Origin of the sequence: Lepagella muris (assembly GCF_004793975.1) — a bacterium.
In the GTDB taxonomy this organism is placed as follows: Bacteria; Bacteroidota; Bacteroidia; order Bacteroidales; family Muribaculaceae; genus Lepagella; species Lepagella muris.
On the sequence record NZ_SRYB01000016.1, the window covers coordinates 1 to 26,740 of the forward strand.

General features: G+C 48.4%; 15 protein-coding genes. 11 read left to right on the top strand and 4 right to left on the bottom strand.

Going from position 1 to position 26,740, the window contains the following annotated elements:
* Window positions 1-435 precede the first annotated feature (435 nt).
* The 4 genes from E5331_RS11300 to E5331_RS11315 are packed head-to-tail and all read left to right on the top strand — an operon-like array spanning window position 436 to window position 8,393.
* Window positions 436-3,558: a SusC/RagA family TonB-linked outer membrane protein gene (locus E5331_RS11300; protein ID WP_123481442.1), complete on the top strand. Its 3,123-nt coding sequence runs from the start codon at window positions 436-438 to the stop codon at window positions 3,556-3,558.
* Between the two features lie 34 nt (window positions 3,559-3,592).
* Window positions 3,593-5,329, top strand: a complete 1,737-nt coding sequence (locus tag E5331_RS11305) for a RagB/SusD family nutrient uptake outer membrane protein (protein ID WP_123481443.1) — start codon at window positions 3,593-3,595, stop codon at window positions 5,327-5,329.
* 32 nt (window positions 5,330-5,361) lie between these two features.
* A complete protein-coding gene (locus E5331_RS11310; protein ID WP_123481487.1) occupies window positions 5,362-6,861 on the top strand; it encodes a DUF4960 domain-containing protein in 1,500 nt (499 codons plus the stop codon).
* Between the two features lie 2 nt (window positions 6,862-6,863).
* Window positions 6,864-8,393 (top strand): glycoside hydrolase family 32 protein, encoded by a 1,530-nt coding sequence (locus tag E5331_RS11315; protein WP_123481444.1) that lies wholly within the window; start codon window positions 6,864-6,866, stop codon window positions 8,391-8,393.
* A 124-nt stretch (window positions 8,394-8,517) separates the two neighbouring features.
* Here the strand turns inward: E5331_RS11315 and E5331_RS11320 are convergent, their stop codons facing one another.
* Window positions 8,518-11,259 carry a hybrid sensor histidine kinase/response regulator transcription factor gene (locus E5331_RS11320; protein ID WP_123481445.1) on the bottom strand — a complete coding sequence of 914 codons (2,742 nt, stop codon included), beginning with the start codon at window positions 11,257-11,259 and terminating at the stop codon, window positions 8,518-8,520.
* A gap of 276 nt (window positions 11,260-11,535) precedes the next feature.
* Here E5331_RS11320 and E5331_RS11325 point away from each other — a divergent pair, with 276 nt between their 5' ends.
* The 3 genes from E5331_RS11325 to E5331_RS11335 all read left to right on the top strand — a co-directional run bounded on the left by E5331_RS11325 (window position 11,536) and on the right by E5331_RS11335 (window position 15,562).
* Complete coding sequence (locus tag E5331_RS11325) at window positions 11,536-13,380, top strand: glycoside hydrolase family 32 protein (protein ID WP_123481446.1); 1,845 nt, start codon at window positions 11,536-11,538, stop codon at window positions 13,378-13,380.
* Window positions 13,381-13,442: 62 nt separating this feature from the next.
* Complete coding sequence (locus tag E5331_RS11330) at window positions 13,443-14,624, top strand: MFS transporter (RefSeq protein WP_275441186.1); 1,182 nt, start codon at window positions 13,443-13,445, stop codon at window positions 14,622-14,624.
* Between the two features lie 56 nt (window positions 14,625-14,680).
* Window positions 14,681-15,562 (top strand): carbohydrate kinase family protein, encoded by an 882-nt coding sequence (locus tag E5331_RS11335; protein WP_123481447.1) that lies wholly within the window; start codon window positions 14,681-14,683, stop codon window positions 15,560-15,562.
* Window positions 15,563-15,695: 133 nt separating this feature from the next.
* Here E5331_RS11335 and E5331_RS11340 read toward each other — a convergent pair whose 3' ends face one another.
* The 3 genes from E5331_RS11340 to E5331_RS11350 form a co-directional block, all read right to left on the bottom strand.
* Window positions 15,696-16,439, bottom strand: a complete 744-nt coding sequence (locus tag E5331_RS11340; RefSeq protein ID WP_135984938.1) for a four helix bundle suffix domain-containing protein — start codon at window positions 16,437-16,439, stop codon at window positions 15,696-15,698.
* A gap of 265 nt (window positions 16,440-16,704) precedes the next feature.
* Window positions 16,705-17,427: a hypothetical protein gene (locus E5331_RS11345; RefSeq protein WP_135984940.1), complete on the bottom strand. Its 723-nt coding sequence runs from the start codon at window positions 17,425-17,427 to the stop codon at window positions 16,705-16,707.
* A gap of 119 nt (window positions 17,428-17,546) precedes the next feature.
* Window positions 17,547-19,109 (bottom strand): ATP-binding protein, encoded by a 1,563-nt coding sequence (locus E5331_RS11350; RefSeq protein WP_123481450.1) that lies wholly within the window; start codon window positions 19,107-19,109, stop codon window positions 17,547-17,549.
* 243 nt (window positions 19,110-19,352) lie between these two features.
* Here E5331_RS11350 and E5331_RS11355 point away from each other — a divergent pair, with 243 nt between their 5' ends.
* The 4 genes from E5331_RS11355 (at window position 19,353) to E5331_RS11370 (ending at window position 26,715) form a co-directional block, all read left to right on the top strand.
* Window positions 19,353-20,111: a ZIP family metal transporter gene (locus E5331_RS11355; protein WP_123481451.1), complete on the top strand. Its 759-nt coding sequence runs from the start codon at window positions 19,353-19,355 to the stop codon at window positions 20,109-20,111.
* A gap of 99 nt (window positions 20,112-20,210) precedes the next feature.
* On the top strand, window positions 20,211-21,926 hold the full coding sequence (locus tag E5331_RS11360; protein ID WP_123481452.1) for a DUF6377 domain-containing protein: 1,716 nt from the start codon (window positions 20,211-20,213) through the stop codon (window positions 21,924-21,926).
* A 277-nt stretch (window positions 21,927-22,203) separates the two neighbouring features.
* Complete coding sequence (locus E5331_RS11365; RefSeq protein ID WP_123481453.1) at window positions 22,204-25,173, top strand: SusC/RagA family TonB-linked outer membrane protein; 2,970 nt, start codon at window positions 22,204-22,206, stop codon at window positions 25,171-25,173.
* Window positions 25,174-25,185: 12 nt separating this feature from the next.
* Window positions 25,186-26,715: a RagB/SusD family nutrient uptake outer membrane protein gene (locus tag E5331_RS11370; protein WP_123481454.1), complete on the top strand. Its 1,530-nt coding sequence runs from the start codon at window positions 25,186-25,188 to the stop codon at window positions 26,713-26,715.
* Window positions 26,716-26,740: the final 25 nt, after the last annotated feature.

Here is a 26,740-nt window from a genome sequence, read left to right on the forward strand (position 1 = left end):
GCATCAACTTTACTATGAGAGCTTGATATGTTCATTTATTTTTCTGAAGTACTTATACAACATTTGTTGTATCAAATTCCCGAATATTTTTAAAATTGAGCCACTTAAACAGTCTGTTATACTCCTATCACGATTTTTACCAGTCCGATTTTTTTATACTTTTAAAACAGATCCCGCAGGCTGCGGAGCATATTTTTGTGGGTTCCGGAATAAGAATTTCAACCATAAATTACGGTCCGAAACCATACGCATAACGGCGAAATATAAAAAAAACGCCTTTTATTTATAAAAAATAACTATCCTCTTTTATTTAATATCTTTAACAACATATCTTATATCCACCCCTATTCTTATTCTCTAATTTTGCATCGGGAATCAATCCCGACCTCATGAATTATTCCATGAACTAAATACAAAATTACAAAACCACAACACATGAAAAAATCAATCCTGACTGCATTGATGCTATTCCTCTTTACAATAGCAATGCAAGCGCAAAACATCAGTGTGCATGGGACGGTTATTTCAAAAACCGACAATGAGCCACTAATCGGAGCATCTGTATTCTGCAGTGCTACCAAGACAGGTACCGCCACCGACATCGACGGCAACTTTGAAATCTCTGTGCCGGAAGGCTCTGAACTTACCTTCAGTTATGTCGGCTACCAGTCTCAGACTTTAAAGGCCACCCCTGAGATGAATATTGTCCTCGGGGAGGATGAGCAGCTTCTTGACGAGCTTGTAGTAGTGGGTTATCAGACAGTGAAGAAAGCCGACCTTACCGGTTCGGTATCTGTCGTGAGCACGAAGAACCTTGAGACCAATGCCAACACCGACCCGATGCGTGCTCTCCAAGGTAGAGTGCCGGGTATGACCGTCACCGGCAACGGTTCGCCGAGTGGAACAGGTTCTGTCAGAATCCGTGGTATCGGTTCGTTCAATGCATCGCAAGACCCTCTCTTCGTGATTGACGGAGTGCCGACAACCGCTTCCCTCAACTCTCTCAACATGAATGATATCGAGAGTATGCAGGTGCTTAAAGACGCGGCTTCCGCTTCAATCTACGGCTCGCGTGCTGCAAACGGCGTCATCATCATCACCACTAAGAAAGGTAAACTCAACCAGGAGAAGAAAGTAAACGTAAACTTCTCAGCCAACCTGACTGCACAGTTCTATTCATCTCAATCAAAGATGAAACTCCTCAACACTCAGGGCTATGCCACCGCTATGGCTCAGGCTGCACTTAACGACGGTCTTGATCCTGTGGCGTATGCTTCAAGCTACGGTCTTAACCTGAATGCCTCTTCCGGATTCCCCATCAGCGTATATGACTACAGAACCGGCAACTACAACAACTACACCGTGCATGGTTATTACGACGGGTTCATCAATGCCAAGAGGACTATGGAAATGTCAAACACCGATTGGCTTGACGAAATCTCCCGCACCGGTTTCCTTCAGAGCTATGACGCTTCCGTATCCACTGCCACTGAAAGAGCCACTGCCCTGTTCTCTCTCGGATATAAGAAGAATGAAGGTATCCTGAAATATACGAACTTCGAGAATCTATCCGCCCGAATGAACACTTCTTTCAAGATTTCTCCGGTAGTGACTGTTGGTGAGAATTTCACTCTTACATATACCGACCAGGTGGATTGCCAGCCTCTTGAAAACGCATTGAAGATGCCGTCAATAGTGCCGGTATATGAGATCGACGGTAAAACTTATGCCGGTCCGGTAGGAAGTATGGCCGACCGTCAGAACCCTCTCCGTGAACTCGCTTTCAATAAGGATAATGCCCTCAACGTATGGCGTCTCTTCGGCAATGCCTATATCGACATCACTCCTATAAAGGGTCTTCTTCTCCGTTCAAACTTCGGTATGGACTATGATGCAGCCTTCATCCACTCCTACAATTATACGTTCAACAGCGATATCGTGAACAACGACACCAACTCAACCACACTATCGCAGGCCAACGACTCAAAATGGACATGGAGTAACACCGCAAACTACAACTTCACTCTCAACAACCAACACAATTTCACGGTGCTCGCCGGTATGGAGATGTTCCGCCAGAGCAGAATCGACTTCTCCGGCTACAATGAGAACTACGATATCGAGACTCCTGACTATATGTATCCGGATGCCTCTTCAGGCGTGGAGCGTTCAACAGGTAACAAGTCGGCATACGCTCTCGTATCTTTCTTCGGAAAAGTAGACTACAACTGGCGCGACCTTATCCTCGCTTCTTTCACGATCCGTCATGACGGTTCTTCACGATTCGGCAGCAACAACAGATATGGTACATTCCCCGCTGCCACTCTCGGCTACCGTCTGTCAGAGAATATCGACAAGAGCTGGCTCGACGATCTCAAGATCCGTCTGTCTTGGGGTAAGACCGGTAATCAGGCTATCTCCAACACTGCCCGCTATGCTCTTTATGTGGCTGATTACGGCAACGACCGTGTGACCTCCACCGCCTACGACCTTCTTCTCCAGCAGAGCGGTATATTCCCCTCCGGCTATCTTGCAAGCCAGACTGCAAACCCCAACCTTAAATGGGAAACCACGATACAGTATAATGCCGGCGCAGATTTCGGGCTGTTCCGCAACAAGCTCTATGGCTCTCTTGATTTCTACATCAAGGATGTGAAGGATATGCTTATCGCCCCCGCTTATCTGGGCGCAATGGGTGAAGGTGGCGCATCATGGCTGAATGGTCCCTCTCTGCGCAACTGGGGTATGGAAATGCTCGTAGGCTGGAGAGACGAACTCGCCTGCGGTCTTGGCTACAGCGCATCTCTTAACTTCGACTTCTTCCGCAACAAGGTGACTTACCTCCCCTCCACCACTACCGGCTCTTACGCCCACACCACTACAGAGAACCTCGTGCAGGCAAAACGCCCCTACGGTTCAATCGTAGGCTACGTGTTTGACGGTATTTTCCAGAATGAGGATGAAGTGCTCGCCTACGGTCAGGATAACGCCCGCGTGGGTGGCATGAGATATGCCGACCTTAACGGCGACGGAAAGATTACTGCCGACGACCAGACCTGGATCTACAATCCGGTGCCCGACCTCTCTTTTGGTCTCAATGTGGAACTCAACTATAAGAACTTTGATTTCCAGATGTTCTGGCAGGGTGTGCTCGGTCAGGATGTCTACAACAACCAGAAATTCCAGAACGACTTCTGGAGCGTTACCGACGCAGGCAGCAACAAGGGTGTGCGTGTACTTGACGGCTGGCTTCCTAAAGTAAATGCCTCCTCTACAATCCCTATGTTGACTACAAACAACAAGGGTGACGAGGGTCGCACATCAACCTACTTCGTGGAGAACGGATCATACGCTAAGCTCCGCACTCTACAGATCGGCTACAATCTGCCGTCAAAGGTGGCTGAAAAACTTCGCATGAGCCGTGCACGCTTCTACGTATCCGGTCAGAACCTGCTGACCATAAAGAGCAAGAGCCTCACTTGCACGGATCCGGAGAACCCCAACTGGGCATATCCTATCCCGACATCCGTCTCTTTCGGTCTTCAACTTGATTTCTAACCTCTCTAAATATTCCTCATAAATAATAATTCACATGAAAGCTATTAAGTTATATACATTATCTCTCCTTGCACTCGGACTTTCCGCCTGCAACGACTTCATCGACGTACCCCCTACAGGAGTTGTCGACGGCGATCTCGCCTACTCTCAGCCTGACAAAATGGTGAATGCCGCTTACGCTTCTCTTGGCGACTGCTGGTATACCTATCCGTTCAACCTTTGGCCATACGGCGACCTTTCAAGCGACGACTGCCTGAAAGGTGGCGGCGGAACAACCGACACCGGCTATCATCCCATGGAGATATGGTCAACCCTGACTTCCACTCCCGGTGAGCTTGATGAACTCTGGTATCGCCTTTACTGCAACATCTCACGATGCAACCGTGCGCTCGTGGCCCTTCAGCAGCATGGTGTGGAGAAACTCGGTGAGACCACTGCAAAACAGCGCGTTGGCGAGGTGCACTTCCTTAGAGGTCACAGCTACTTCAAACTCGTGACCATGTTCCGTCAGATTCCATGGATTGACGAGGAGGTATTCGTCAACAATACCCAGGAACAGACACGTAATGACCAGTTTACATACGAGGAGCTTTTCATGAAGGTTATCCATGAGTTTGAACTCGCCTATGAAGCCCTCCCGATGGAAGTGACCGACGGCGGCGGACGTGCCAACAAAGTGGCTGCCGCTTCCTATCTCGCAAAATGCTACCTCAACCTCGCATGGGGCAACGGTTATGAGGATGCCACCGGCGTAAATTTCATCAATGAAGACTACATGAAGAAAGTGGTGGAATATACCGAGGTGGTTAAGAACTCCAAGTATGGCTATCTTGCTGATTTCGGCGATATTTTCCTTCCGGAATATAAGAACAGCTCAGAGTCAGTGTTTGCCGTGCAGACTTCGCAATATACTGAAGACAATACCCGCTACGGACGTGCAAACTGGTCGATCATGCTTAACGGCTGCTGGGGTATGTGGTCTTGCGGTTGGGACTTCCACAAACCGTCGCAGGATCTCGTCAATGCCTACAAGACCCAAGATGGTCTGCCGATGTTTGACAGCTATGACGACAGCGACGCATATCCGGTCAACGGTGTTCAGTCAGCTCAGAAATGGGATCCGAGATTGTTCCATACTGTCGGCATGCCTTCATTCCCCTACAAATATGAAGACAGCTACATGATGACAATGCAGAATTCCAGAACTCCCAACACATACGGCTACTTCACTTCACTTAAGGAGGTGCCGCAGCGTAGTGCCGGAGAGACTTTCGAGGGTTCATGGCAGGCTTTCGCCACCAATGATTACGTATTCAGATATACCGACGTTATGCTGATGCGTGCAGAGGCTCTCATTGAGCTTGGTCAGCTGGAAGAGGCCCGCACAATCATCAACGACATCCGTCAGCGTGCCGCCAACTCAATCGACAAGCATATCGGTTATGCCAAGAATTACTGTGAGATCGCTCTCTACCCATCATCCGACTTCTCTGATAAGGATAAAGCCCGTGTACGCCTACGTTGGGAACGCCGTCTTGAAATGGCTATGGAGAGCAGCAGATACTTTGACCTCCGTCGTTGGGGTGTGGCTTCAACTGTCTTGAATGCATACTTCGAGAAAGAGAAGGATTCCACTTACGAGGGCACTGCATACGGACAATATTATCAGGATGCACACTACACTCCCGGAAAGAACGAGTTCTATCCTATCCCTTACAACCAGCTTTATTACGTGCCCGGATTGTACGTGCAGAACAAGGGATATAATTGATTAATCTTAACAATCTTAACAGTTTAAACAGAATGAAAACGATAAAATATATATTCGCATCCTTAGTTGTCGGCATCTCTCTTGCCGGATGTCAGGATAAAGATATCGACAAGTCCGCCCCTAAGCTTGCTCCGATTGAGGAAAGCGCAATAAGCGGAAACCTTCAGGGGAATGACTATGTGTGGACCTGGTCAGGCACTTCCGGATCAATGCAGGTGGCAATCTACAACGGTCAGACACTCACGTCAAATGAGATCGTGGAAGGCAACAGCTATTCTCATAAAAACATTGACACGAACATTGACTACACCTACGTATTCAAGCTCACCGATGGCACAAATTTCTCTTCCGGTGTCGTGAAGCATTATCTGCGTCCCGGCGCATCGAAGATTTCCGGCATATCAATGTCGCAATTGGAGAAAAGCGGTGGATATGACGCGAAAGTGGAATGGAATAAGAATGAGACCGCCACTTCCATCAATCTGACTGCCACCGACGGAGTTCGCAGTATCAGTGAGAATATCTCAGGCGACGCCACTTCCTATATCATCCCGAACGTGAATTACGGTGAGGAATGGAGCGTGACTCTCGTGGCTCAGAATGACGAGGGTTCATCTCTGCCGGTAAGCGGATCCCTGCGTATCGGTAAGACAGCAATCGGATTCCTAAGCATCTATCCTACTGAAGAGGAATTGATTGCCAACGGCGATGATGACGAGGCTTCTGCATGGCTTTGGACCAAGAATGAATATCCTACTGCCAAATATATCTATTTCGGCGACATAGCTGACGTGGAGGATATAGAGCCTTACCGAGTACTCTTCTGGATACGCGACCTTGAAGGCGTAGGTGAGGACGAGGTATGGAACATGCCTCAGGTGGTGCTTGATGCCACTTCCGTCATCTCCGAATGGTATGCCAACGGCGGCAATCTCCTCCTTTGGAGCCACGCTACCCCCTACATCGCCAATCTCGGCAGAATCGAGCCTGACATGCTCCGCACCAATGACCATGCTATCGGCACAGGCGTAGGCGGATGGAACCCCGACACATGGATGATGGCTGTGCAGCTCAACCCCGGCGGACGTTTCAACAAGGATTTCTCTTCCCATCCGATCTACAAGGGTCTTGAAGTGACTTCCAACGACCGTACAAAATTAATCGCATTCAAAGGTCCGGGCTGGACTGAAGACCACAACTGTCTATTCTTCAACATTCCGTCAGTATTGACCGGTATCGGAAATCAGGAGGAGGCTTGCTACAATTCTGTGACAAGCGCGTATGGCATATATCCTCTTGGCACATGGGATTCCCAGATCGATTGGGTATCACAGCTCAACGTATGGGAGGCTCAGCAAGGCAACACTGATTTCAAAGGCACTGTCCTCTGCATCGGTAACGGCGGTTGTGAATTCTCAATGAAGAATGCCGACGGCACTCCCGACGTATCAGCATATCCCTCCAACAATATCTATCAGGATAATGTGCTGAAACTTGCAAAGAACTCTATAGAATATCTTAAAACACGTTAATTATGAGAATATCCACATTCCTCAACGCCTTAGCAGTAGGAACGTTGCTACTCTCGTCATTCAGTTCTTGCGGGAAAGATGATGATTTGGAGATTCCTCCGTTTGAATCCGAAGTTCCCGGAGATAAACCTTCCGAGGACGAAGGCAGCAGCAGTGACTACATGGAACTCTACCGCCCGCAGATTCACTTCTCTCCAGCAAAGAACTGGATGAACGACCCTAACGGAATGGTATTCCTTGATGGCACCTACCACCTGTTTTTCCAGCATAACCCTCTCGGCAATGACTGGGGAAACATGAGCTGGGGACATGCCACAAGCTCCGATATGATCCATTGGGAGGAGCAACCTGTGGCTCTCAAGCGTGACGAACTCGGTGATATATTCTCAGGATGTGCCGTGGTTGACAAGAACAATACTGCCGGATTCGGTCAGAATGCAATGGTGGTTTTCTATACTTCGGCAGCCGAATTCCAACAGCAGTCAATGGCTTACAGTCTTGACAACGGTAAGACTTTCACCAGATATGAGGGGAACCCCGTAATCCCAAGCTCCTTAAAGGACTTCCGCGACCCGAAAGTGTTCTGGCACGAAGAGAGCGGCAAATGGGTGATGTGTCTTGCCAAAGGCTGGAACTATGGGATTGAGTTCTGGGGATCGGAAAACCTGAAGGATTGGAAATTCCTCAGCGAGTTCAAATCGCCGATCGAGAGATGCAACAAAGGGCAGTGGGAATGTCCGGATCTTCTCCGAATGTCGCTTGACGGTAAGGAAAGATGGGTATTGCTCGTGAGTGTCAATCCCGGTGGTCCGTGCGGCGGATCAGGCACCATGTATTTCGTGGGTGATTTCGACGGGGCAACCTTCTCTCCGGAATCGCTTGACTATCCTCAATGGATTGACTATGGTCCGGATAACTATGCCGGCGTGACTTGGAGCAATACAGGCGACCGCACATTGCTTATCGGATGGATGAACAACTGGAATTATGCCGGTGCCACTCCGACAAGCGTGTGGAGAAGCGCAATGACTCTCCCGCGTGAGCTGAAGCTTATTTCATACGAAGGGAGACCGTTACTCACCTCTACCGTAGTGGATGAAATCAACGGAATCGCCGATGGCTGGAACGATGTGGCAAGCGGTGTCAAGATGGGCGTTGACAAGGCTTATCATCTGAGACTCACGCTCCCGACTACTGAAAACGGCTCATTCACTCTCAGGAATAATGCCGGAGAGAAGGCTGAGTTCATCTTGAATGCTGGGGCGAAGAAACTCCTGATGAGACGCAACGCTTCTACGGGCAACGTATCCTTCAACAATACTTTCTCAATCCCTGCCATACAGGCTCCTTTGAATACAGAGAATGATTTCGTGACTTTTGACATATATGTCGACAGTTCTTCGATAGAGGTTTTCTCTGAGAATGGTGCAATGGCAATGACCGCGATTGTATTCCCCGGCAGTATCTATGATATTGTGGATTCAGGAAACTCGACAGACGTCAAGGTAAGGAATCTTAAGAGAATACATTGATTTCAAATTATTCCAAACCTCATATCTCCATATAACGGGAGTATGACACCTGAAAAAATGCGATATTCTGCTCAGAATATCGCATTTTTTCATATATGATACGCCACTCTTACATGATGGGGTGTCATTGCATTTTCGAACGCGTCTCGGAGGGTGTCTCTCCGTAGGATTCACGATAGCATTTCGTGAAATAGGCGGGAGTGGAGAAACCCACCTCATAGCCGATCTCGCTGATGTTCTTCTCTGTGCCTGTGATGAGTTGGCGAGCTTTCTTCAGTCGCAACCGACGCATAAGCTCCACGGGGGAATAATTGGTGAGCGACTTGATTTTTCTGTAGAACTGCGTGCGCTCAAGTCCCATCTTCGCTGCCACACTATCCACACTGAGATCCGCATTACCCATCTCTTCGTTAAATATCTCAAGGAAACGGGAATAGAAGGCATTATCCACTTCCGATGAGGTGACTGAAATCTTTTTCTTCTCTTCCGACACAACCTTATTGACCGTATGAACGGATTCTGCCGGATTTGTCCATAACTCCTTTATCAGTCTGCGGTTATTTATCAGGCTCGTGCATCTTGATCTGAGCACCTGTGAGGAGAATGGTTTCGACAGATAGCCGTCGGCTCCGCTGTCATACCCCTCCGCACGCTGCTCATCGAGCGAGCACGCCGTGAGCATAAGCACAGGTATATGCGACGTGGAGACCTCACCTTTCAGCCGGCGGCAACACTCCATTCCATCCATGCCGGGCATCATGACATCGCAGATGATTAGATCCGGCACGTATTTCGTGGCTCGCCTTATACCTTCCGCACCATTTGACGCCGTAATCACGTTATAATCCTTCTGCATCAGTTCCCTTATCATCTCGCGTATGTCGCGGTTATCATCTATGACGAGAAGCAACGGCTTGTCATCCTCAAATTTCACCTCTGCATCCTCTATCGTATCCAGCTCTGCCACAACGTCTGACGACTCTATGCTCTTCTCCACTGACTCTACCGTAGACGACACATGACGCATCGGGAGAGTAACTATGAAAACCGAACCTTTGTTGATCTCGCTCTCAACGCTGATCTCACCTCCATGCAGCTCCACAAATGCCTTTACCAACGAAAGACCAATGCCGGAACCACGTGGCTTAACCCTGTCTACCTGATAGAAACGGTCGAAGATTCTGTCGAGGTCGCGTTCGCTGATACCCTCGCCCGTATCCGCCACCTTCAGAACCACATTCCCATTCTTCTCCGACAGGCTAACGGTTATCGTGCCGTTATCCCTGGTGTATTTGAAGGCATTCGACACCAAATTAAAGAATATACGCTCCAATTTCTCCGCATCGACCGCTATAGCCAGAGGTCCGGAAGGCGCAGAATCCTCAAACGTAAGCCGCATATCCCTTTTCCGTGCAATTTGCCGGAATGACTCCATCCAATCCTCCACCGACTTGCGGATATCAATCTCCGTAAGGTGAAGCTCCAGCTTCCCATTCTCATATTTCCGGAAATCAAGAATCTGATTGATAAGACGGTAAAGAATCTTCACATTCTTATCGGCTATCTTCATCATCTTGTGTTGCTGCTCGGTCAGATTTGATGCTGACGAAAGCTGCTCCACCGGCTCCGCTATCAGGGTGAGCGGAGTGCGCAGGTCATGACTCACGTTTGTAAAGAAAGCAAGTTTCGACTGTGTTGCCTCTTCAAGCCTGGCATTCAGTTCCTTCTGTTTGTCTCTCTCCTCCTCAAGCAGACGGTTCTGCATCAGGAGTGTCGACTGGTGACGTCTATGAGTCCAGAATGTGCGCAAGAGAAGGAATATGAATCCGCATAGCAAGACGAGAATGACGATACACGCATAAAACAATATCGTCTGCGAGGAATGTTGGTCCCAATAATCATCTATCTGACGCTTCAGCAAGGTCATCTTGTCGGTCTCCGCTTCAAGAGTCTCATTCTGAAGGAGCAGGATGTCGGAATTAGTGCTGTCAACTGCTGATGATGCCGGAATCACAGTCTCTCGGTCATAATGCTCCCCTTTAAGAATGGCAAGGGCTGTTTGGATAAGCCTGTATCCCTCGGTGGGATATAGGAAAGTGGCATCAATCACTCCGTCAGCCACCGCCTGAATCCCTATCAACGGGGCTGCATCTATTCCTATTATGCGTATTGAATCACGTCCGAGACGCTTCGCCACTTCAGAGGCTCCGATTGCCATACGGTCGTTGTGCGCAAAAATCAGATCCACGTCGGGGTGCAGGCGCAACATTGAGTCAGCCACGTGCTCGGCGGTATCCTGATTCCAGTTCCCCGGTGCGCTCCCCAATATCTCACCTCCGTTAGCGCGGAACTTCTCCTCAAACCCCACATGGCGGTCTTCCGCAGGTGTCGAGCCGGGAAGCCCGAATATCTCTATCGCCGTGGGCGACTTGCCAAGAATATTGATGGCATAGTGTGCCGCCGACCTACCGAGATCATAATCGTTGACCCCTATCCTGGCAGTATAACTGTCGGAATTTATATTCCGGTCAAACACCACTACCGGTATACCCTTCCTATATATATCATCTATCACCGGGGTCAACGCTGCCGCTTCATTTGGAGAGACTATTATTATGTCGAAGTCATTATCTACGAAATAATGCAGGTCGGCTATCTGTTTCGCACTATTGTCATCGGCACTGCGTATCTCCACAGTGGCATCCTCATGAAGCATAATCTCACGCTGGATCTCATCGTTCATTTTCTTGCGCCAATCGTCCTGACTGCATTGCGATACGCCTATTCGGTATTTTTTATTGTCGGCACATGCACTCAAAGTCAATAAAGCAAGTGTGGTCAATAATATCTTATATAGAATTTTCATGATAACAAATTATGGTTTTATATTCCGCAAATTTAATAATTATCCTATAAAAAAGAAGGTATTTATTATTAAAAATTAGGCTATTCAACATTTTTTATACTTATCGCACGATTTATTATATCCTATATCTCAATTATATAGTAGTTTTGCAACTGAAATCGAAAACGCATTTCCCATCTCGCAGTTCTTTGATGAGTCTGCAAGTATGGATCAAAAGGTAAAAAAGATATACGGATTCATTGGTTCAAATTTTTTGTAAAATCTAATTAAAACTCTATGTATAGAATTAACCGACATCTCGCTGCCGCCATGATCTCAGGCGCTTCGATACTTCTCGCTCCCGGCGCATTTGCCGCTCAGGACGGGGTGAGGATAGACCATCTTGGAGTGAACAACACTCTTGTAAGAGTCAACACTGATAAGAATTTTATCGTGCTTCCGGTGCAGGAAAGCATTGACGATGCAAGAATCAACGTGCTTGTGGATGGTAAGATTGCAGAGACCATCTTCGTGCGTCTCGCAAATACGAAAACCGACTACAGCGTTCCCTTCGACCTCTCCAGATATAAAGGTCACGACGTGATTTTTGACATAGTTGCGCCTCACGGACGCAGCTCCGTCAGAGAGGCTGCCGACGCAGTATGCTGGGATGGAATATACCTTACCGACTCTTTCGATACCACCGACAGGGAGAAGAAATATCGTCCGGCATACCACCACACCCCTCTCTACGGATGGATGAACGACCCGAACGGTATGTTCTATAAGGATGGAGTATGGCATCTCTACTACCAGTATAACCCCTACGGTTCAAAATGGCAGAACATGACTTGGGGACATTCCTCATCTTCCGACCTCATCCACTGGAACCATGAGCCGATAGCTATCCGCCCCGACGGTCTCGGATCTATATTCAGTGGAAGCTGCGCCATCGACAAGGAGGGCACAGCCGGATTCGGAAAGGATGCCGTGATTGCCATGTTCACGTCTGCCGGCACAAGCCAGATGCAGAGTCTTGCCCACAGCTCCGACAATGGAGAATCCTTCATCGTATATCCCGGCAACCCCGTGATCACTCTCGAAAGCGAGGCCCGCGACCCCAACATGTTCTGGAATCCCGAGACCAAGGAATGGAATCTCGTGCTGGCTCACGCCCTTGACCATGAGATGCTGTTCTTCACCTCCCCCAATCTCAAGAACTGGACTCTCCAAAGCGCATTCGGCAAAGGCATAGGTGCACAGGATGGCGTATGGGAATGCCCTGATCTCTTCCAACTCCCCGTGGAAGGCTCCGACGAAAAGAAATGGGTGCTTCTCTGCAATCTTAACCCCGGCGGCATCTTCGGTGGTAGTGCGACTCAATACTTTGTAGGCGATTTCGACGGAAAGAAATTTACTGCCGACACCGACGCTTCCGGAAACGTAGTGACTAAATGGATGGATTTCGGCAAGGATCATTATGCCACCGTAAGCTGGAGCGATGCCCCCGACAACCGCCGCACCGTGATGGGATGGATGAGCAACTGGCAGTATGCAGCCGACGTCCCGACAAAACAGTTCAGAAGTGCCAACACGCTCCCTCGCGACATGAAGCTCTTCACCCAACCCGACGGGCAGATATATCTCGCTTCAGTGCCCTCTCCCGAGGTGGATGCCCTAAGAGGGAAACTCTCGGCTTCCGTATCAGGAAAGACTGTAGGCAAGAAAGGATTTGATGTGTCTCTCCCGGCTGCAAACGATGGCGTCTGCGAAATCTCAATGACTCTGGATGGGAAAAACTCCAACGATGCCACCATCACCCTGTCAAATAAGGCTGGCGACCAAGTAGTCATGATGTACGACCCGAAAGCCCACACTTTCTCTTTTGACAGGACAAAGAGCGGCGTGGTGGATTTCAGCGAGAACTTCCCCGCTGTAACCGTAGCCCCCACTTTCGAACAGAACGGAAAGGTTGCACTGAGAATCTTCATCGACAAATCGAGCATTGAAGTCTTCGGCAACGACGGTAAGTTTGCAATGACCAACCTCGTATTCCCGAATGAGCCTTACTCCCGACTCTCGATAAGCTCTCCAAACGGGAAGGTAAAGGTATCTGATCTGAAGATATATTCCATAAAATGATTTGGAAGCCGTAACCGCAATCTCTAATCTGACATCTAAAAATAAATAAATATAAAAATAAAATGACAGCCGATATAACTTCCGGAAAAAGGAGCTCACTGCTCCAATTCATTCCCGTGATGCTCTGTTTCTTCGCGATGGGCTTCGTGGATCTCGTGGGCACAGCTTCCAACTACGTGCAGAAAGATCTTGACCTGACCGACTCACAGGCAAACCTCTTCCCCTCGCTCGTGTTCTTCTGGTTTCTTCTATTCTCTGTGCCGACCGGCATCCTGATGAATAAGATAGGGCGTAAGAATACCGTTCTGATAAGTCTTGCAGTGACCACGGTGTCGCTCATAATCCCCATCTTCGGTGAGGGATACTACACAATGCTGATAGCATTCTCTTTGCTCGGAATCGGAAATGCCATCATGCAGACCTCGCTCAACCCACTCGTGACTAACCTTATCAGTGGCGACAAACTTGCCTCAACCCTTACCTTCGGACAGTTTGTCAAGGCAATTGCCTCGTTCCTCGCCCCGATTATCGCCGCTTGGGCTGCCACAACCTACATGCCTACCTTCGGACTCGGATGGAGAGCCTTGTTCGTGATATATGCCATCGTCAGCCTCCTCTCAATCTCGGCTCTTGCCGCCACTCCCATCGCTGAAGAACGTCCCGACAAGGCATCCGGCATCCTGGAATGTGTAAAGCTCCTCGGATCACCTTTCATCCTCCTTTGCTTCCTCGGTATAATGTGCCACGTGGGAATTGACGTGGGCACCAACACGATCGCCCCGAAAATCCTCATGGAACGTCTCGGATTCCCATTGGAGGATGCAAGTTTCGCCACCGGACTCTACTTCATATTCCGTACTGTAGGATGCTTCCTCGGTGCATTCATACTCCGCTACATGTCGCCGAAACTATTCTTCGCAATCAGCGCATTCATGATGCTCGCAGCCGTGGCAATACTCCTCTCATGCCACACCCTCCCGCTCATCTACACGGGCATCGCTCTCGTAGGATTCGGCAACTCCAACATCTTCTCAATCATATTCTCTCAGGCTCTCCTTGCCTCTCCCAAAGAGAAGAACGAAGTGTCAGGTCTTATGATTATGGGTCTGTTCGGCGGAACAATCTTCCCTCTCGCCATGGGATACGCCAGCGATTTCACCGGAAATCAGATCGGTGCGATAGCCGTAATGTGCATACCTGTGGTATATCTCCTCTACTTCATCACAAAAATCAAGAAAGCCTAAAAATACCTCTCTCCTCAACCATAAACTTTAAACAATAAACAATAAACCTAAATAATATGTCTGAAAAATTCGTAATCGGCATGGGAGAAGCTCTTTGGGACGTTCTCCCCGAAGGTAAGAAAATCGGTGGCGCACCCGCCAACTTCGCATATCACGTGTCTCAATTCGGTCTCCCCAGCTGCGTTGTTAGCGCAGTAGGCGACGATGCTCTCGGAAAGGAGATCCTTGAGAACCTCAGCACTAAAGGCATGAACATGCTCATCAACACTGTGCCTTATCCCACAGGCACCGTACAGGTAGAGATCGATGCAGCAGGTATCCCTCAATATGACATCAAAGAGAACGTGGCTTGGGACAATATCCCTTTCAATGAAGCTCTTGAAAACCTTGCAAAAGATACAAAGGCTGTCTGCTTCGGTTCTCTTGCACAGAGAAACGTGGTTTCACGCGAGACAATAGGTAAATTTCTTGACGCAATCCCCGCAGAAAACGATCCTCTCATCATCTTCGACATCAATCTCCGCCAAGGTTTCTTCACAAAAGAGACCATCTGCGAATCAATGCAGAGATGCAACATCCTGAAGATAAACGACGAAGAACTCGTCACCATCAGCCGTCTCTTCGGCTATCCCGGCATCGACCTTCAGGATAAATGCTGGATCCTGCTCGGCAAATACAACCTCAAGATGCTCATCCTCACCTGCGGCGTAAACGGCAGCTACGTATTCACACCCGGAAAGGTATCATTCCAGCCCACTCCATCCGTAGAGGTAGCCGACACAGTAGGAGCCGGCGACTCATTCACAGCTGCCTTCATCTCCAGCATCCTCAAAGGCAAGACAGTAGAAGAGGCACATCACCGCGCAGTCGAGACCTCCGCCTACGTCTGCACCCAAGCCGGCGCAATGCCCATCCTCCCCTCCTCCCTCACGCTCTAATCCGGCTTCAGAAAAGCAATAATGTCATTACCGTCATTATTGTCAATTTCGTCAATCATGACAATATTGACAATAATGACGGTAATGACATTTTTGTCCTTATTGACGATATTGATGATACCATCGCCCCCTACTAATCAATATTCCTTATGCCACTACATTTCGGATAATCAGAACAGCTCCAAAACTCCTTGCCATTCCGCACGCCCTTCTTAGCCATCCTACGAAACATCCGCTTACCACAAATAGGACATAACGGACTATTCGCCGCCTGTCCCCGTCTTGCCTCAAGTCTCGTCTGAGTCATTTTCTCCGTAAAACCACCATTCTGTTTAAAATATTTCAACTGCGACTCCATCATCCTCTGCAACATCCGATTCAGACGTTCGCACAACAGCAACAGACAATTAGCAGCCATACCAGCATCATCCCCCTCAATATAGTAATCAAACTTACTCTTCTGCACCAATATATGGCGAGCCACATCCGCCAATTGATCCGCACCATATTGCGGACGGTCAATTACCATCCACCACACTGACCCGGTATGCTCGCTATCCTTATCCCACACACTTAGATTCCGCGACATCAAGAAATTAAAATAATCCCCAAACAGCTCATCCACACTCGCCCTTGCCACATCCGTCAGTCTCATCTCCGTCTCTATCGAAGTATTATGTCGCGCACTCCCCTCCGCAATATTCGCGACAGCCGACCGTGCAGCCATAACCATCTGATCAAACAACCGACGACGCGGGTCATCATGAAAAGAGACAAACCTCCGGCAAAAACTCTGTGTCGCTAACTGCACGACATTTGCCAGCACCCACGCATCAAGCCGGAAATACGACTTTGAATAAGAAATCTCCACGCCCATACTCACCAAATTAAGAACCGATAAAATTAAAAACCGATACCCACTCCATCCAATCCAAATAATTCCGACAATAATGACATCATTGTCATTACCATCATTAATGACACCAATGTCACTAATGTCGTTATTGTCACTATTGTCACTATTGTCATCAATGTCATTAATGTCCCTATCGACAATAATGACAATACCGTCAATCCTCACATATCCCCCACAAAATTAACAAATCCCCCTCAAATCACAATATTCATTTAAGAGGATAGGGTTAATTGGGGTTGGAGGCGGTGTCTTTGAGGGCGGTGTGGAGGCGTTTGGCTTGGGGTCGGAAGGTGGCGTAGGTCATGGCTCCGCAGATGACGCCGCTAAGGAGGGGGACGGCTTTGGAGAGGATACGTCCACCGGATTTTGTGGTGACTTGTGTGCCGAGCCGCTTCGCTATCATCTCGGCGGATTGTGACACTATCTGTTTCTGGAGTAGTTTGCCTGCCACTCTTGTGGCTGTCTCTTCACTTATCCTTTTGCTTACTTCTACGGCTATCTTTTTTATGAGTTCGCGTGCTACTGCCACTTGGTTCATGACTCCGATGAAGGCGGTCAGCATCACTTCTCCGTCGGGTGTGAGACGTTCGTTGGCGTCGAGCATGTCAGGATAACCATAGAGATAGCCTAATTTCTGCCCTACCGACACTACGTGGTAGTAGTAGTTGGCAAGATCTGCCGGTATCGTGGCAAGCATTGCGAAGCCTCCGGGTATTCCGGAAGCGGCGGATATGGCTGTCACTTTCGTGGTGTGGCTGCTTATGATTGAGTTTGCCGCTGCATCAATCTCTTTCTCTGAGAGTACTTTCGATGGTTTCTCCTCTATACAAATACGCATCTCGTCAGCCGACAGGTGCGAGAACGTCTTCTGAAGGAACTGCACACGGTCTACTCTTGCGCCTGGCATCTTCAATATGCCGTTAAGAAATTTTATCCAAGTTGTATTCATTATTCCGCTCATTTATTTTAGAAGTCATTGAAGTTGTCTATTCTTCATTTTGTTGTTTCGATTCAGTACATAAAACAATTTTGTCATGCATTACGTTGCATCTTTACCTTGAAGATAGGTTAATCTATATTCTCGATAATCCATGAGTCCAAAGTACGGGTCACTGTGGAGAATACTGCCCCTATCAGCACTTTCTTACGAGGATCAATCATATATGGGTGCATGTAGCCTTTCTCCTTTATCTGGGATATTGCATTTTTAGCTGATCCATCTATTTTAAATTCAAATATATAGATATAATCAGAAGTCATCAATATCATATCGCATCTTCCTCCGGCAGAATGTATTTCTGTGCGGGCCTCATAGCCTAACATCCAAACCACAATCGCCATCATATTTTGAAAATGCACCTCTTTATCCGGTTCGGTCTCTGAAGTGGCTGATGCAAACAGACTCTTCAAGCGAACCATGAATGACTCCACATCTCCATGATTGACATCATTTATGAATTTCAAGGTATCGAAAACACCGTTCCTTACGTTTTTGGGGAAGAAATATCCGGCGAGGGAGTTCCAGAGGCTTTTGGAAACCTCTGTATTGGGATAGCCGAGAGTGTATCTTTCGGTGGTTTCATCATAACCTTTTATAGTGAGATAACCTGTCTGGTAGAGAAGCGGAACAATGTCTGTCGTAAGATTCGATATGTCGCTCAACTGGTCGGCACTTCTTTGCGCTCCATCAAATTCCGACAATTCAAAATGATATGTCGTTATCAACCGGATAAGGAATCCCGGTGTCGCTGTGGCAAACCAATAGTTGCGCAACCTCTGTTCGGCAAATGCATATAGCACGCTTATCGGATTGTAGATGTCTTCTCCTGATTCCGCGAAATGATACCCATCATATCTTGTCTTCAGGTCATCCCATATCTTCTGCACGCTATTGCCAGTATTTGCCGCCAGCACGTCGACCGACTCTCTGAAATATTCATACATCTCTTTCTGCGTTATGCCGCAAATGGCATTATACGCCGGACTAAGGGATATGTCGCGTAAGTTGTTCAATCCACTGAATATCGACACTTTATTAAATTTTGTAACTCCCGTCAGGAATACAAATCTTACAAACTCATCACTTGCCTTCAGCACTGAATAGAATCCTCTCAGTTCCTCCCTTACCGTATCATGCAGTTCTGATTTGTCAAGAGTGTCAAGCAATGGCTTGTCATATTCATCAATCAACACCACTACCTTTTTCCCTGACTGTAAAAATGCCTTTTCAATCAACGACATGAATCTTACAGAAATCGATCCCTTGCAATCGCAACCATATTCCCTCTCCCAACGAGACAGGTAATAATCTATCTTACCTCTCACTTTCTCGACACTATCATAATTCTCGGCACTTAGGTCAAAACGGAATACCGGATGCATTTCCCAGTCTGTCTCCAAGGCATCAATCTTCAATCCTACAAAAAGATTGCGGCGTCCTTTAAAATATGATTCCAGTGTAGATGTCAGCAGGCTCTTTCCGAACCGTCGCGGACGGCTCAGGAAGCAGTATTTTATGCCGGTTACCAACTCATATACCAGATCTGTCTTATCAACGTATAGGAATTTCCCCTCTATGATTTCCGCAAAAGAGGAACGGTCAACTGGATATTTTGCCGGCATTCGTAACATATATTCGTGATGTTTCTGATATTTTTACAAAGATAACGTTTATTTATTGATTGTTTATACCTTTTGATATGATTTTTCATCATTTTTAGGGATTGTAGGCACCGTTTATGATTGTTAATTTTGTAATGACATTATTTCAGGTCATAAATCCGGATTACGTTGTATCGTAGCCGTAAGCCTGAGTTATTTGTTATGATGAATGAATGATGTCTTTGTATTTATTTTTTAAAACAGCGTATTATTATGAATAATGAGATATGGATATGTGCTGCCGGGTTGGGTCTGTCTTCGCTATTGGGGTCGGCACTCGGTGCACTCATCAAGAATATACCACATAAGTGGAATGACATTTTCCTCGGTTATTGCGGTGGCATGATGCTGGCTGCGTCTATTGTGTGTCTTATAATACCCTCTGTGGAGATGCTTGATGGCGTGAGCCTGTGGCAGGCTCTGCTCGGAGTGATTGCCGGAGTGGCTATTATTTCGATGCTCGACCATTTCACCCCTCACCTTCACCGTCTCTCCGGACTGGAGGATATGGAGCATCACAGCACCAAGTCTGCCAATCGGGTACTGCTTTTCGTAATGGCTATTGCCATCCATAAATTTCCGGAAGGGGTAGCCACCGGCATATCGTTCGACGGTGGCGACAGCACCGGTTCCTACAGTCTTGCCATAGCGATAGCCTTACAGAATATTCCGGAAGGTATGGTGGTGGTGACGCCTCTTATCCTTGTCGGCATCAAGGGGCTGAGGGTGCTGCTTGTGTCACTCTCCGTAGCCCTGCTTGAGACTGTGGGTGTAATTGCCGGATATATGCTCGGAGAGATCTCATCCATGCTGCTCCCATTCCTGCTTGCCACTGCTGGAGGAGCGATGCTATACGTGATCAGCGATGAGATGATTCCGGAGACTCACGCCCACGGATTTGAGAAATTAGCCACATACGCACTTATTGCGGGAGTGATGACGATGCTGGCGATTGAAAAATTTGCGGAATAAAAATTTGCAGTTACTTATCTTGTTAAAAATATTTTATTATCTTTGCGACAGAAACGAGTTGAAGTTGTTTCGGCAACTCATATTACAATTTAATCTGACATGCAGAAACTCATATTTTTACACTTCATCCTTATCCTCTCTCTCCTGTCTACTGCAAATTGCAATGCCGCTTTCGAACGCGATGCCGACTACTATATCCATACCCTTGATTCACTGCTCACCCGACAGTCAGACTTGGAAAGGGATAAACTGATACGTATCGCCGATATTAATGATAAGAAACGGAATGCGTCTTCCGTGTTCGACAGATTTATGACCAATGGTCTTCTCGCTGAAGAGTATTCCACATACCGTGCCGACTCTGCCTTGAAATATATTGATATTTCTCTTGATCTTGCGGAGAAGAGCGGCAATGAGGAATGGACAGCAAGGACCCTTATCAGCAAGGCTAACCTCCTTACAAGCACAGGGCTGCTTAACGAGGCTTCAGAAGTGATGAACAGAATCAACCGCGAACGTCTGCCGGAAGAGTTACTGCCGGATTATTATGGGGAGATGATATATCTATATAGTCATCTCGGCAACTATGCCGGAGGCGATACAAATGAATATTACCGACGCGAACGCGCCTATAAGGATTCCATAATGTCTGTGATCACTCCCTCCCACCCCGACTATCTATGGTATAAGGGATGGGATATTCTCGGCACCGACAAGACTGACCCTTCATTGATTCCGGCTCTCAGGGAACGTCTCGCCTCTTCCAAGCTAAACTCCCGACGTGATGCAAAGGATGCCTATATCCTGTCGAAGCTATATGAATGGCAGGGCGACAAGGAGAATTTCAAGAAGTTTATGGTGATTTCATCCATCATTGACGTGAAAACCGCCAATGCCGAGATTGCATCGCTTGAAGAGCTTGCAAAGATTATGTTTGAGGAGAAGCAGATCGACCATGCCTATACGTTCATAAACTATAGCCTTAACCAAGCTCGTGATTTCCCTAACCGAGTGCGTATACTGTCGATAACAAAGACTATCGACAAGATAAATCTCGCATATCAGGAGCGCAACAGGATGCAGGAGAAACGGATCAGGATTTTCCTGACGTTGGTGTGCATTCTGGCAGTGATACTCATCGCCACCGTCACCATAATCATCATTCAGAACAAACGTCTGAAGAGACAACGCTCCAATCTTGACGAGGCAAACAAGAGGCTAAACCAGCATCTCGAGCAGCTCTCCACCGCTCAGTCGCAGCTTGCCGAAGCGAATGGAAAATTGCAGGAACTCAACCAAAGCCTGATCGCAAAGAATGATGAACTGAACGAGGCGAACTACGTCAAGGAGGAGTATATCGGATATATTTTCACGATATGCTCAAACTATATCCGCAAACTGGAGGAGTTCCGCAAGAGCATACACGTGAAGGCTGTCACCCGCAAATATAAGGCTATCGAGGAATGTACGTCTGATTCAAATTTCATGAAGGATGAGCTGAAGGATTTCTACAACAGCTTTGATTCCGTATTCCTCCACATATATCCGGATTTCGTCAAGGACTTCAATTCTCTCCTGCAACCCGACAAGCAGATCACGACGAAGGAGGGCGAGCTGCTCAACACAGAGTTGAGAATCTATGCCCTCGTCAGACTCGGAATTACCGACAGCGTGAAGATTGCAGAGTTTCTACACTGCTCTCCACAGACAGTCTACAACAACCGCTTCCGCGTGCGCAACAAGGCGATAATACCGAAGGAAAACTTCGCTGAGACTGTCAGGACGCTTGGAAAATTCATGGAACGACCCTCTTGAAATGCTCATCGACGGTTGCCATAAGCGTATCTCACACTTACTTTTTTAGATTATCCGACAACTATCATTACATTAATTATCACTATCTTACAAATAAACAGAGTTTACCTCACTCATTTACTCCGGCATACAACCCTAATCTTTTTATCATAATTTTGCACCATCGGAATTAGCAATGGATTCGGCATTACGCTGACCGACCGGGTCCATTCTAATTCCGATGGTCAATTCACTATAAACAGGAAAAACCATAAAACTCATTAACAAACCACAAATCATGAAAGCGAAGTTTAATCTTCTACCATTAGCTTTATTATTGGTCATGGTGTTCTCAAGTGGCTTCTCGGCATTTGCCGCCGACTTCAAGGCATCAGGAACCGTGACAGACAAAAGCGACGAACCGCTTATCGGAGTTACCGTCGGAGTAAAAGGGAATCCGGGTGTAGGCACCGTGACCGACATCGACGGCGGATTTACCCTCCAGGTGCCACAGGGCTCCACTCTCGTATTCTCATACGTAGGCTGCATTACAAAAGAGCTTGCCGCCGCTGCCGACATGAAAGTCGTGCTTGACGACGACAGCGAGAATCTTGAGGAAGTTGTGGTGATCGGCTACGGCACAGTGAAACGCAAAGACCTCACCACAGCCGTCTCCACAGTAGGCGGAAAGGATATCGACAACCGTCCGATCATCTCCGCAGCCCAGGCTCTTCAAGGTAAGGCTGCAGGTATCGCGGTTTCATCACCCAACGGCGCACCCGGCGGCGGCATGACAATCCGCGTCAGAGGCACCACGTCAATGAACGGCTCCAACGACCCTCTTTATGTAGTGGACGGAGTGCCCGTTGACAACATCAGCTTCCTCGCGCCCAACGACATCGAGAGCATGCAGATCCTAAAGGATGCTTCCGCCGCTGCAATCTACGGTTCGCGTGGTGCAAACGGTGTGATCCTCATCTCCACAAAACATGCATCATCAGGCAAGGCACAGGTATCCCTCAACATACAGGGCGGTTTCACACGCGTAGTGAAGAAAATCGACGTGCTCAACTATATGCAATATAAGGAGCTTCAGGATGAGATCGGACTAGTGGCTGTGCCCGACGGACTTTCCGACATGACCGACTGGCAGGACGAGACATTCCGCACCGGATCCACACAGAACTACAACGTCAGCATATCGCAAGCCACCGAAAAGCTCAAATACTTCTTCTCCGGCGGCTACCAGCGCGACGGCGGTATCATCAAAGCGTCATTCTATCAGCGATACAACTTCCGCATGAATGTGGAAAGCGAGCTCTATAAATGGCTTACAGCCAAAACCAATGTATCTTACTCTGACTATTCCTCAAACGGGGGCGGCGCAATGGGCACGGGGGCAAGCCGTGGCGGTGTAATCCTGTCCACTATCAACACCCCTACCTACGCCCCCATCTGGGATCCTGAAAAGCCGGAGCAGTACTACAACAATTTCTACGGCGTCAACCTCCAGCATCCGGTGGAGAACATCGCCCGCCAGAAATACAACCGCGACCGCGAGAACCGTATCATCGCATCAGGCGAACTTCTCTTCACGTTCATTCCCGGTCTGACTCTCCAGAGCAAATTCACTCTTGACCGCCGTAACGCGCTCAACACCACATTCCTTGATCCTGTCACCACCACTCGCGGACGCGAGCAGTATGGAGAAGGTAGCGACAACAGAAACCAGAACACCGTCCTCACTTGGGATAACATCCTCAACTGGAAACATGAGTTTGGCAAACATGGTCTTGACATCATGGCTGGTTCATCCTGGACAGACTCTGACTACCGCAACAGCTATATCAGCGGATCCCACTACCGCGACGACAAGATCCAGACTCTTAACGCAGCCAACAAGATCGGTCTCGGCGGTGCTGGTTCAGCAGCTTCAGAATGGGCGATCATGTCATATCTCGGACGCGTGGCATACAACTATGACTCACGCTACCTCCTCACTGCCAACATCCGTTACGACGGTTCTTCAAAACTTCATCCCGACCATCGCTGGAAAGCATTCCCGTCAGTTTCTGCCGCTTGGCGCGTGAATCAGGAGTCATTTATGGAGAACATCAACTGGATCAGCGATCTCAAGCTGCGTGGCGGCTGGGGTAAGACCGGCAACCAGGGTGGTATCGGCGACTACGCTTATCTCCAGAGATACAACATAAACCGTGTGCCCTGGTATGAGGAGGGTAAGGAGAATGCAGTGCCCACAATCACACAGGCAAACCTCCGCACAACCGACCTCACTTGGGAAACCACCACACAATGGGGTATCGGTGTAGACTTCTCGGTGCTCAACAGCCGACTGAACCTCGCTGCCGACTACTATTATAAGAAAACCACCGACATGCTTATGTGGGTGTCGCTTCCCGCCGGTGCTGCCGCTGCAAGCTCAATCCAGCGAAACGAAGGCGAGATGGTCAACAAAGGTTTCGAGTTCTCAATCACGTCACACAACTTCCAGGGTGATTTCACTTGGGACACAGAGTTCAACATGTCGTTCAACCGCAACAAACTCACCAAGCTCTCACTCCAGAAGATATATACAGATGCCAAGACGTCTGATTACGTCAACGAGAACGTTGTACGCAACGAGCCGGGACGTCCGCTCGGCGGATTCTACGGCTACATAAGCGACGGTGTTGACCCAGAAACCGGCGAGCTCATGTATCGCGACCTCAACGGCGACGAACGTATCTCATCTTCCGACCGTACATATATCGGCGACCCGAACCCCGACTTCACTTACGGCATGACCAACTCATTCTCTTGGAAAGGGTTCAACCTGAGCATCTTCCTTCAGGGTTCTTACGGCAACGACATCTTCAATGCTTCAAGAATGGAGACAGAGGGTATGTATGACGGCAAAAACCAGACCACACGCGTGCTCAACCGCTGGAGAATACCCGGACAGATCACCGACGTGCCTAAGGCAGGCTACGACATGAAGAACTCCACATATTTCGTGGAAGACGGCAGCTATCTGCGTATCAAGGATATCTCCCTGTCATACAACATCTCCGGCAAATGGATGGATAAGATCGGCATCTCCAAGATACAGCCTTACTTCACTGCATCCAACGTCTACACTTTCACCAAGTACAAGGGCTTCGACCCGGAGGTTAACCAGTGGGGCAACAGCGGTGCCGTTCAGGGAATCGACTGGGGCACATATCCTCAGTGCAGAAGCTATGTAATCGGTCTTAACGTAACCTTTTAATTTCGAATCTAAATGAAAAAGCTATATATTTCAGGCATCATTGCCGCTGCGGGCATGTTTACAGGATGCTCCACACAATATGATCCCGTGTCGGACTATTCCGACGTGACAGAAGGAATCACCGAAGACAAGGAGGAGATTGTCTTCCCCAACCGCGCCTCTGTAGAGAGCTACATGACCACCATGTATCAGGGCAAGCTCCGCGACCGTCAGGAACACTGGCATCTTGACAAACTCCTCATCGCGGAATGTCACTCCGACAACGCATACGCCGGAACCACCGGTGCCGAGGTACAGCCATACGAAGACAACTCCATCGAGGGATCTAACTCTGTAGTTGCCCGTGACTGGAACCGTTTCATGGAGGATGCCGCATACGCCACAAAACTTATCGTAAACATCGATAAGGTGGCTGACGGAAGCCTCAGCGACTCGGAGGTGAACACCTATAGGGCACAGGCGATGATCTACCGCGCCATGATCTGGTTTGACATGGTGAGAATGTGGGGAGATATACCGGTAATCAAGACAGTAGCCGGAAATATCACTGCCGACAATATCGAAGACTCCTACCATGCATATTTCCCTGCACAGAACACGGAATTGGAGGCTTATCAGGCTATCGAAGAGGATCTTCTTGAAGCCGTGAAATATGCTCCCGATGCAAAGGGCGACAAGACCATATTCTCCAAAGGATTGGCAAAGGCTCTTCTCTGCAAGGTGTATGCCGAGAAACCTCTCCGCGACTATTCCAAGGTGATCAAATATGCTGATGAACTTGCAGCCGACGGATACGACCTCATCGACGACTATACCCACCTCTACGGTGTGGATGGTGCGGTAAAGGATGGATTCACTGCAATGCCTCTCGAGCTCAACACGAAAGAGTCTATCTTTGAGGTGCAATACCCTTCCGGTTCAGGCAACTGGGAATCATGGATGTATGGACGTACCCTTGAAAATTGGGACTATTCCTTCACATGGGCAAAATGGGTGACTCCTTCACGCGACCTCATCAATGCATTCGATGCCGAGGGCGACAAGATCCGCAAAAACGAGAGCATCGTGTTCTACGAATGTGGATGGAGCAACTACTACCCCTCCGACAACTACGCATTCATGTACAAATGCCGTTCTGCCTACATCTCCAACATCAAATACCGTTATGCCGACATCCTTCTCCTGAAAGCTGAGGCATACATCATGGGTGAGAGCCAGAACCTCAGTGCAGCTGCCGACATCATTGACCGCATACGCGAACGTGCCGGACTCAACAAGCTTCCCCAGTCGGCACGCGCCAACAAGGAATCCATGCTTAATGCCTACCTGAAGGAGCGTCGTCTTGAGCTTGCCTTCGAGGGTGAACGCTGGTTTGACCTCGTGCGTCTCGACAAGGTGGAGGAAGTAATGAACGCAGTCTTCGCTAAGGATAGCGGACGCCATGCCCAGAAGACCCCCTTCACGCAGAACTCCTACCGTCTGCCCATCCCGCAGTCAGTGCTTGACTCCAACGACAATCTCGTGCAGAACCCCGGCTATTGATGAAGCCGCATTAACCTCAATATTT

What these genes read in the sequence shown, in the direction of transcription:
- E5331_RS11300 (WP_123481442.1), top strand. Translation starts at nt 436, where the DNA reads ATGAAAAAATCAATCCTGACTGCATTGATGCTATTCCTCTTTACAATA.
- E5331_RS11305 (WP_123481443.1), top strand. Translation starts at nt 3,593, where the DNA reads ATGAAAGCTATTAAGTTATATACATTATCTCTCCTTGCACTCGGACTT.
- E5331_RS11310 (WP_123481487.1), top strand. Translation starts at nt 5,362, where the DNA reads ATGAAAACGATAAAATATATATTCGCATCCTTAGTTGTCGGCATCTCT.
- E5331_RS11315 (WP_123481444.1), top strand. Translation starts at nt 6,864, where the DNA reads ATGAGAATATCCACATTCCTCAACGCCTTAGCAGTAGGAACGTTGCTA.
- E5331_RS11320 (WP_123481445.1), bottom strand. Translation starts at nt 11,259, where the DNA reads ATGAAAATTCTATATAAGATATTATTGACCACACTTGCTTTATTGACT.
- E5331_RS11325 (WP_123481446.1), top strand. Translation starts at nt 11,536, where the DNA reads ATGTATAGAATTAACCGACATCTCGCTGCCGCCATGATCTCAGGCGCT.
- E5331_RS11330 (WP_275441186.1), top strand. Translation starts at nt 13,443, where the DNA reads ATGACAGCCGATATAACTTCCGGAAAAAGGAGCTCACTGCTCCAATTC.
- E5331_RS11335 (WP_123481447.1), top strand. Translation starts at nt 14,681, where the DNA reads ATGTCTGAAAAATTCGTAATCGGCATGGGAGAAGCTCTTTGGGACGTT.
- E5331_RS11340 (WP_135984938.1), bottom strand. Translation starts at nt 16,439, where the DNA reads ATGGGCGTGGAGATTTCTTATTCAAAGTCGTATTTCCGGCTTGATGCG.
- E5331_RS11345 (WP_135984940.1), bottom strand. Translation starts at nt 17,427, where the DNA reads ATGAATACAACTTGGATAAAATTTCTTAACGGCATATTGAAGATGCCA.
- E5331_RS11350 (WP_123481450.1), bottom strand. Translation starts at nt 19,109, where the DNA reads ATGTTACGAATGCCGGCAAAATATCCAGTTGACCGTTCCTCTTTTGCG.
- E5331_RS11355 (WP_123481451.1), top strand. Translation starts at nt 19,353, where the DNA reads ATGAATAATGAGATATGGATATGTGCTGCCGGGTTGGGTCTGTCTTCG.
- E5331_RS11360 (WP_123481452.1), top strand. Translation starts at nt 20,211, where the DNA reads ATGCAGAAACTCATATTTTTACACTTCATCCTTATCCTCTCTCTCCTG.
- E5331_RS11365 (WP_123481453.1), top strand. Translation starts at nt 22,204, where the DNA reads ATGAAAGCGAAGTTTAATCTTCTACCATTAGCTTTATTATTGGTCATG.
- E5331_RS11370 (WP_123481454.1), top strand. Translation starts at nt 25,186, where the DNA reads ATGAAAAAGCTATATATTTCAGGCATCATTGCCGCTGCGGGCATGTTT.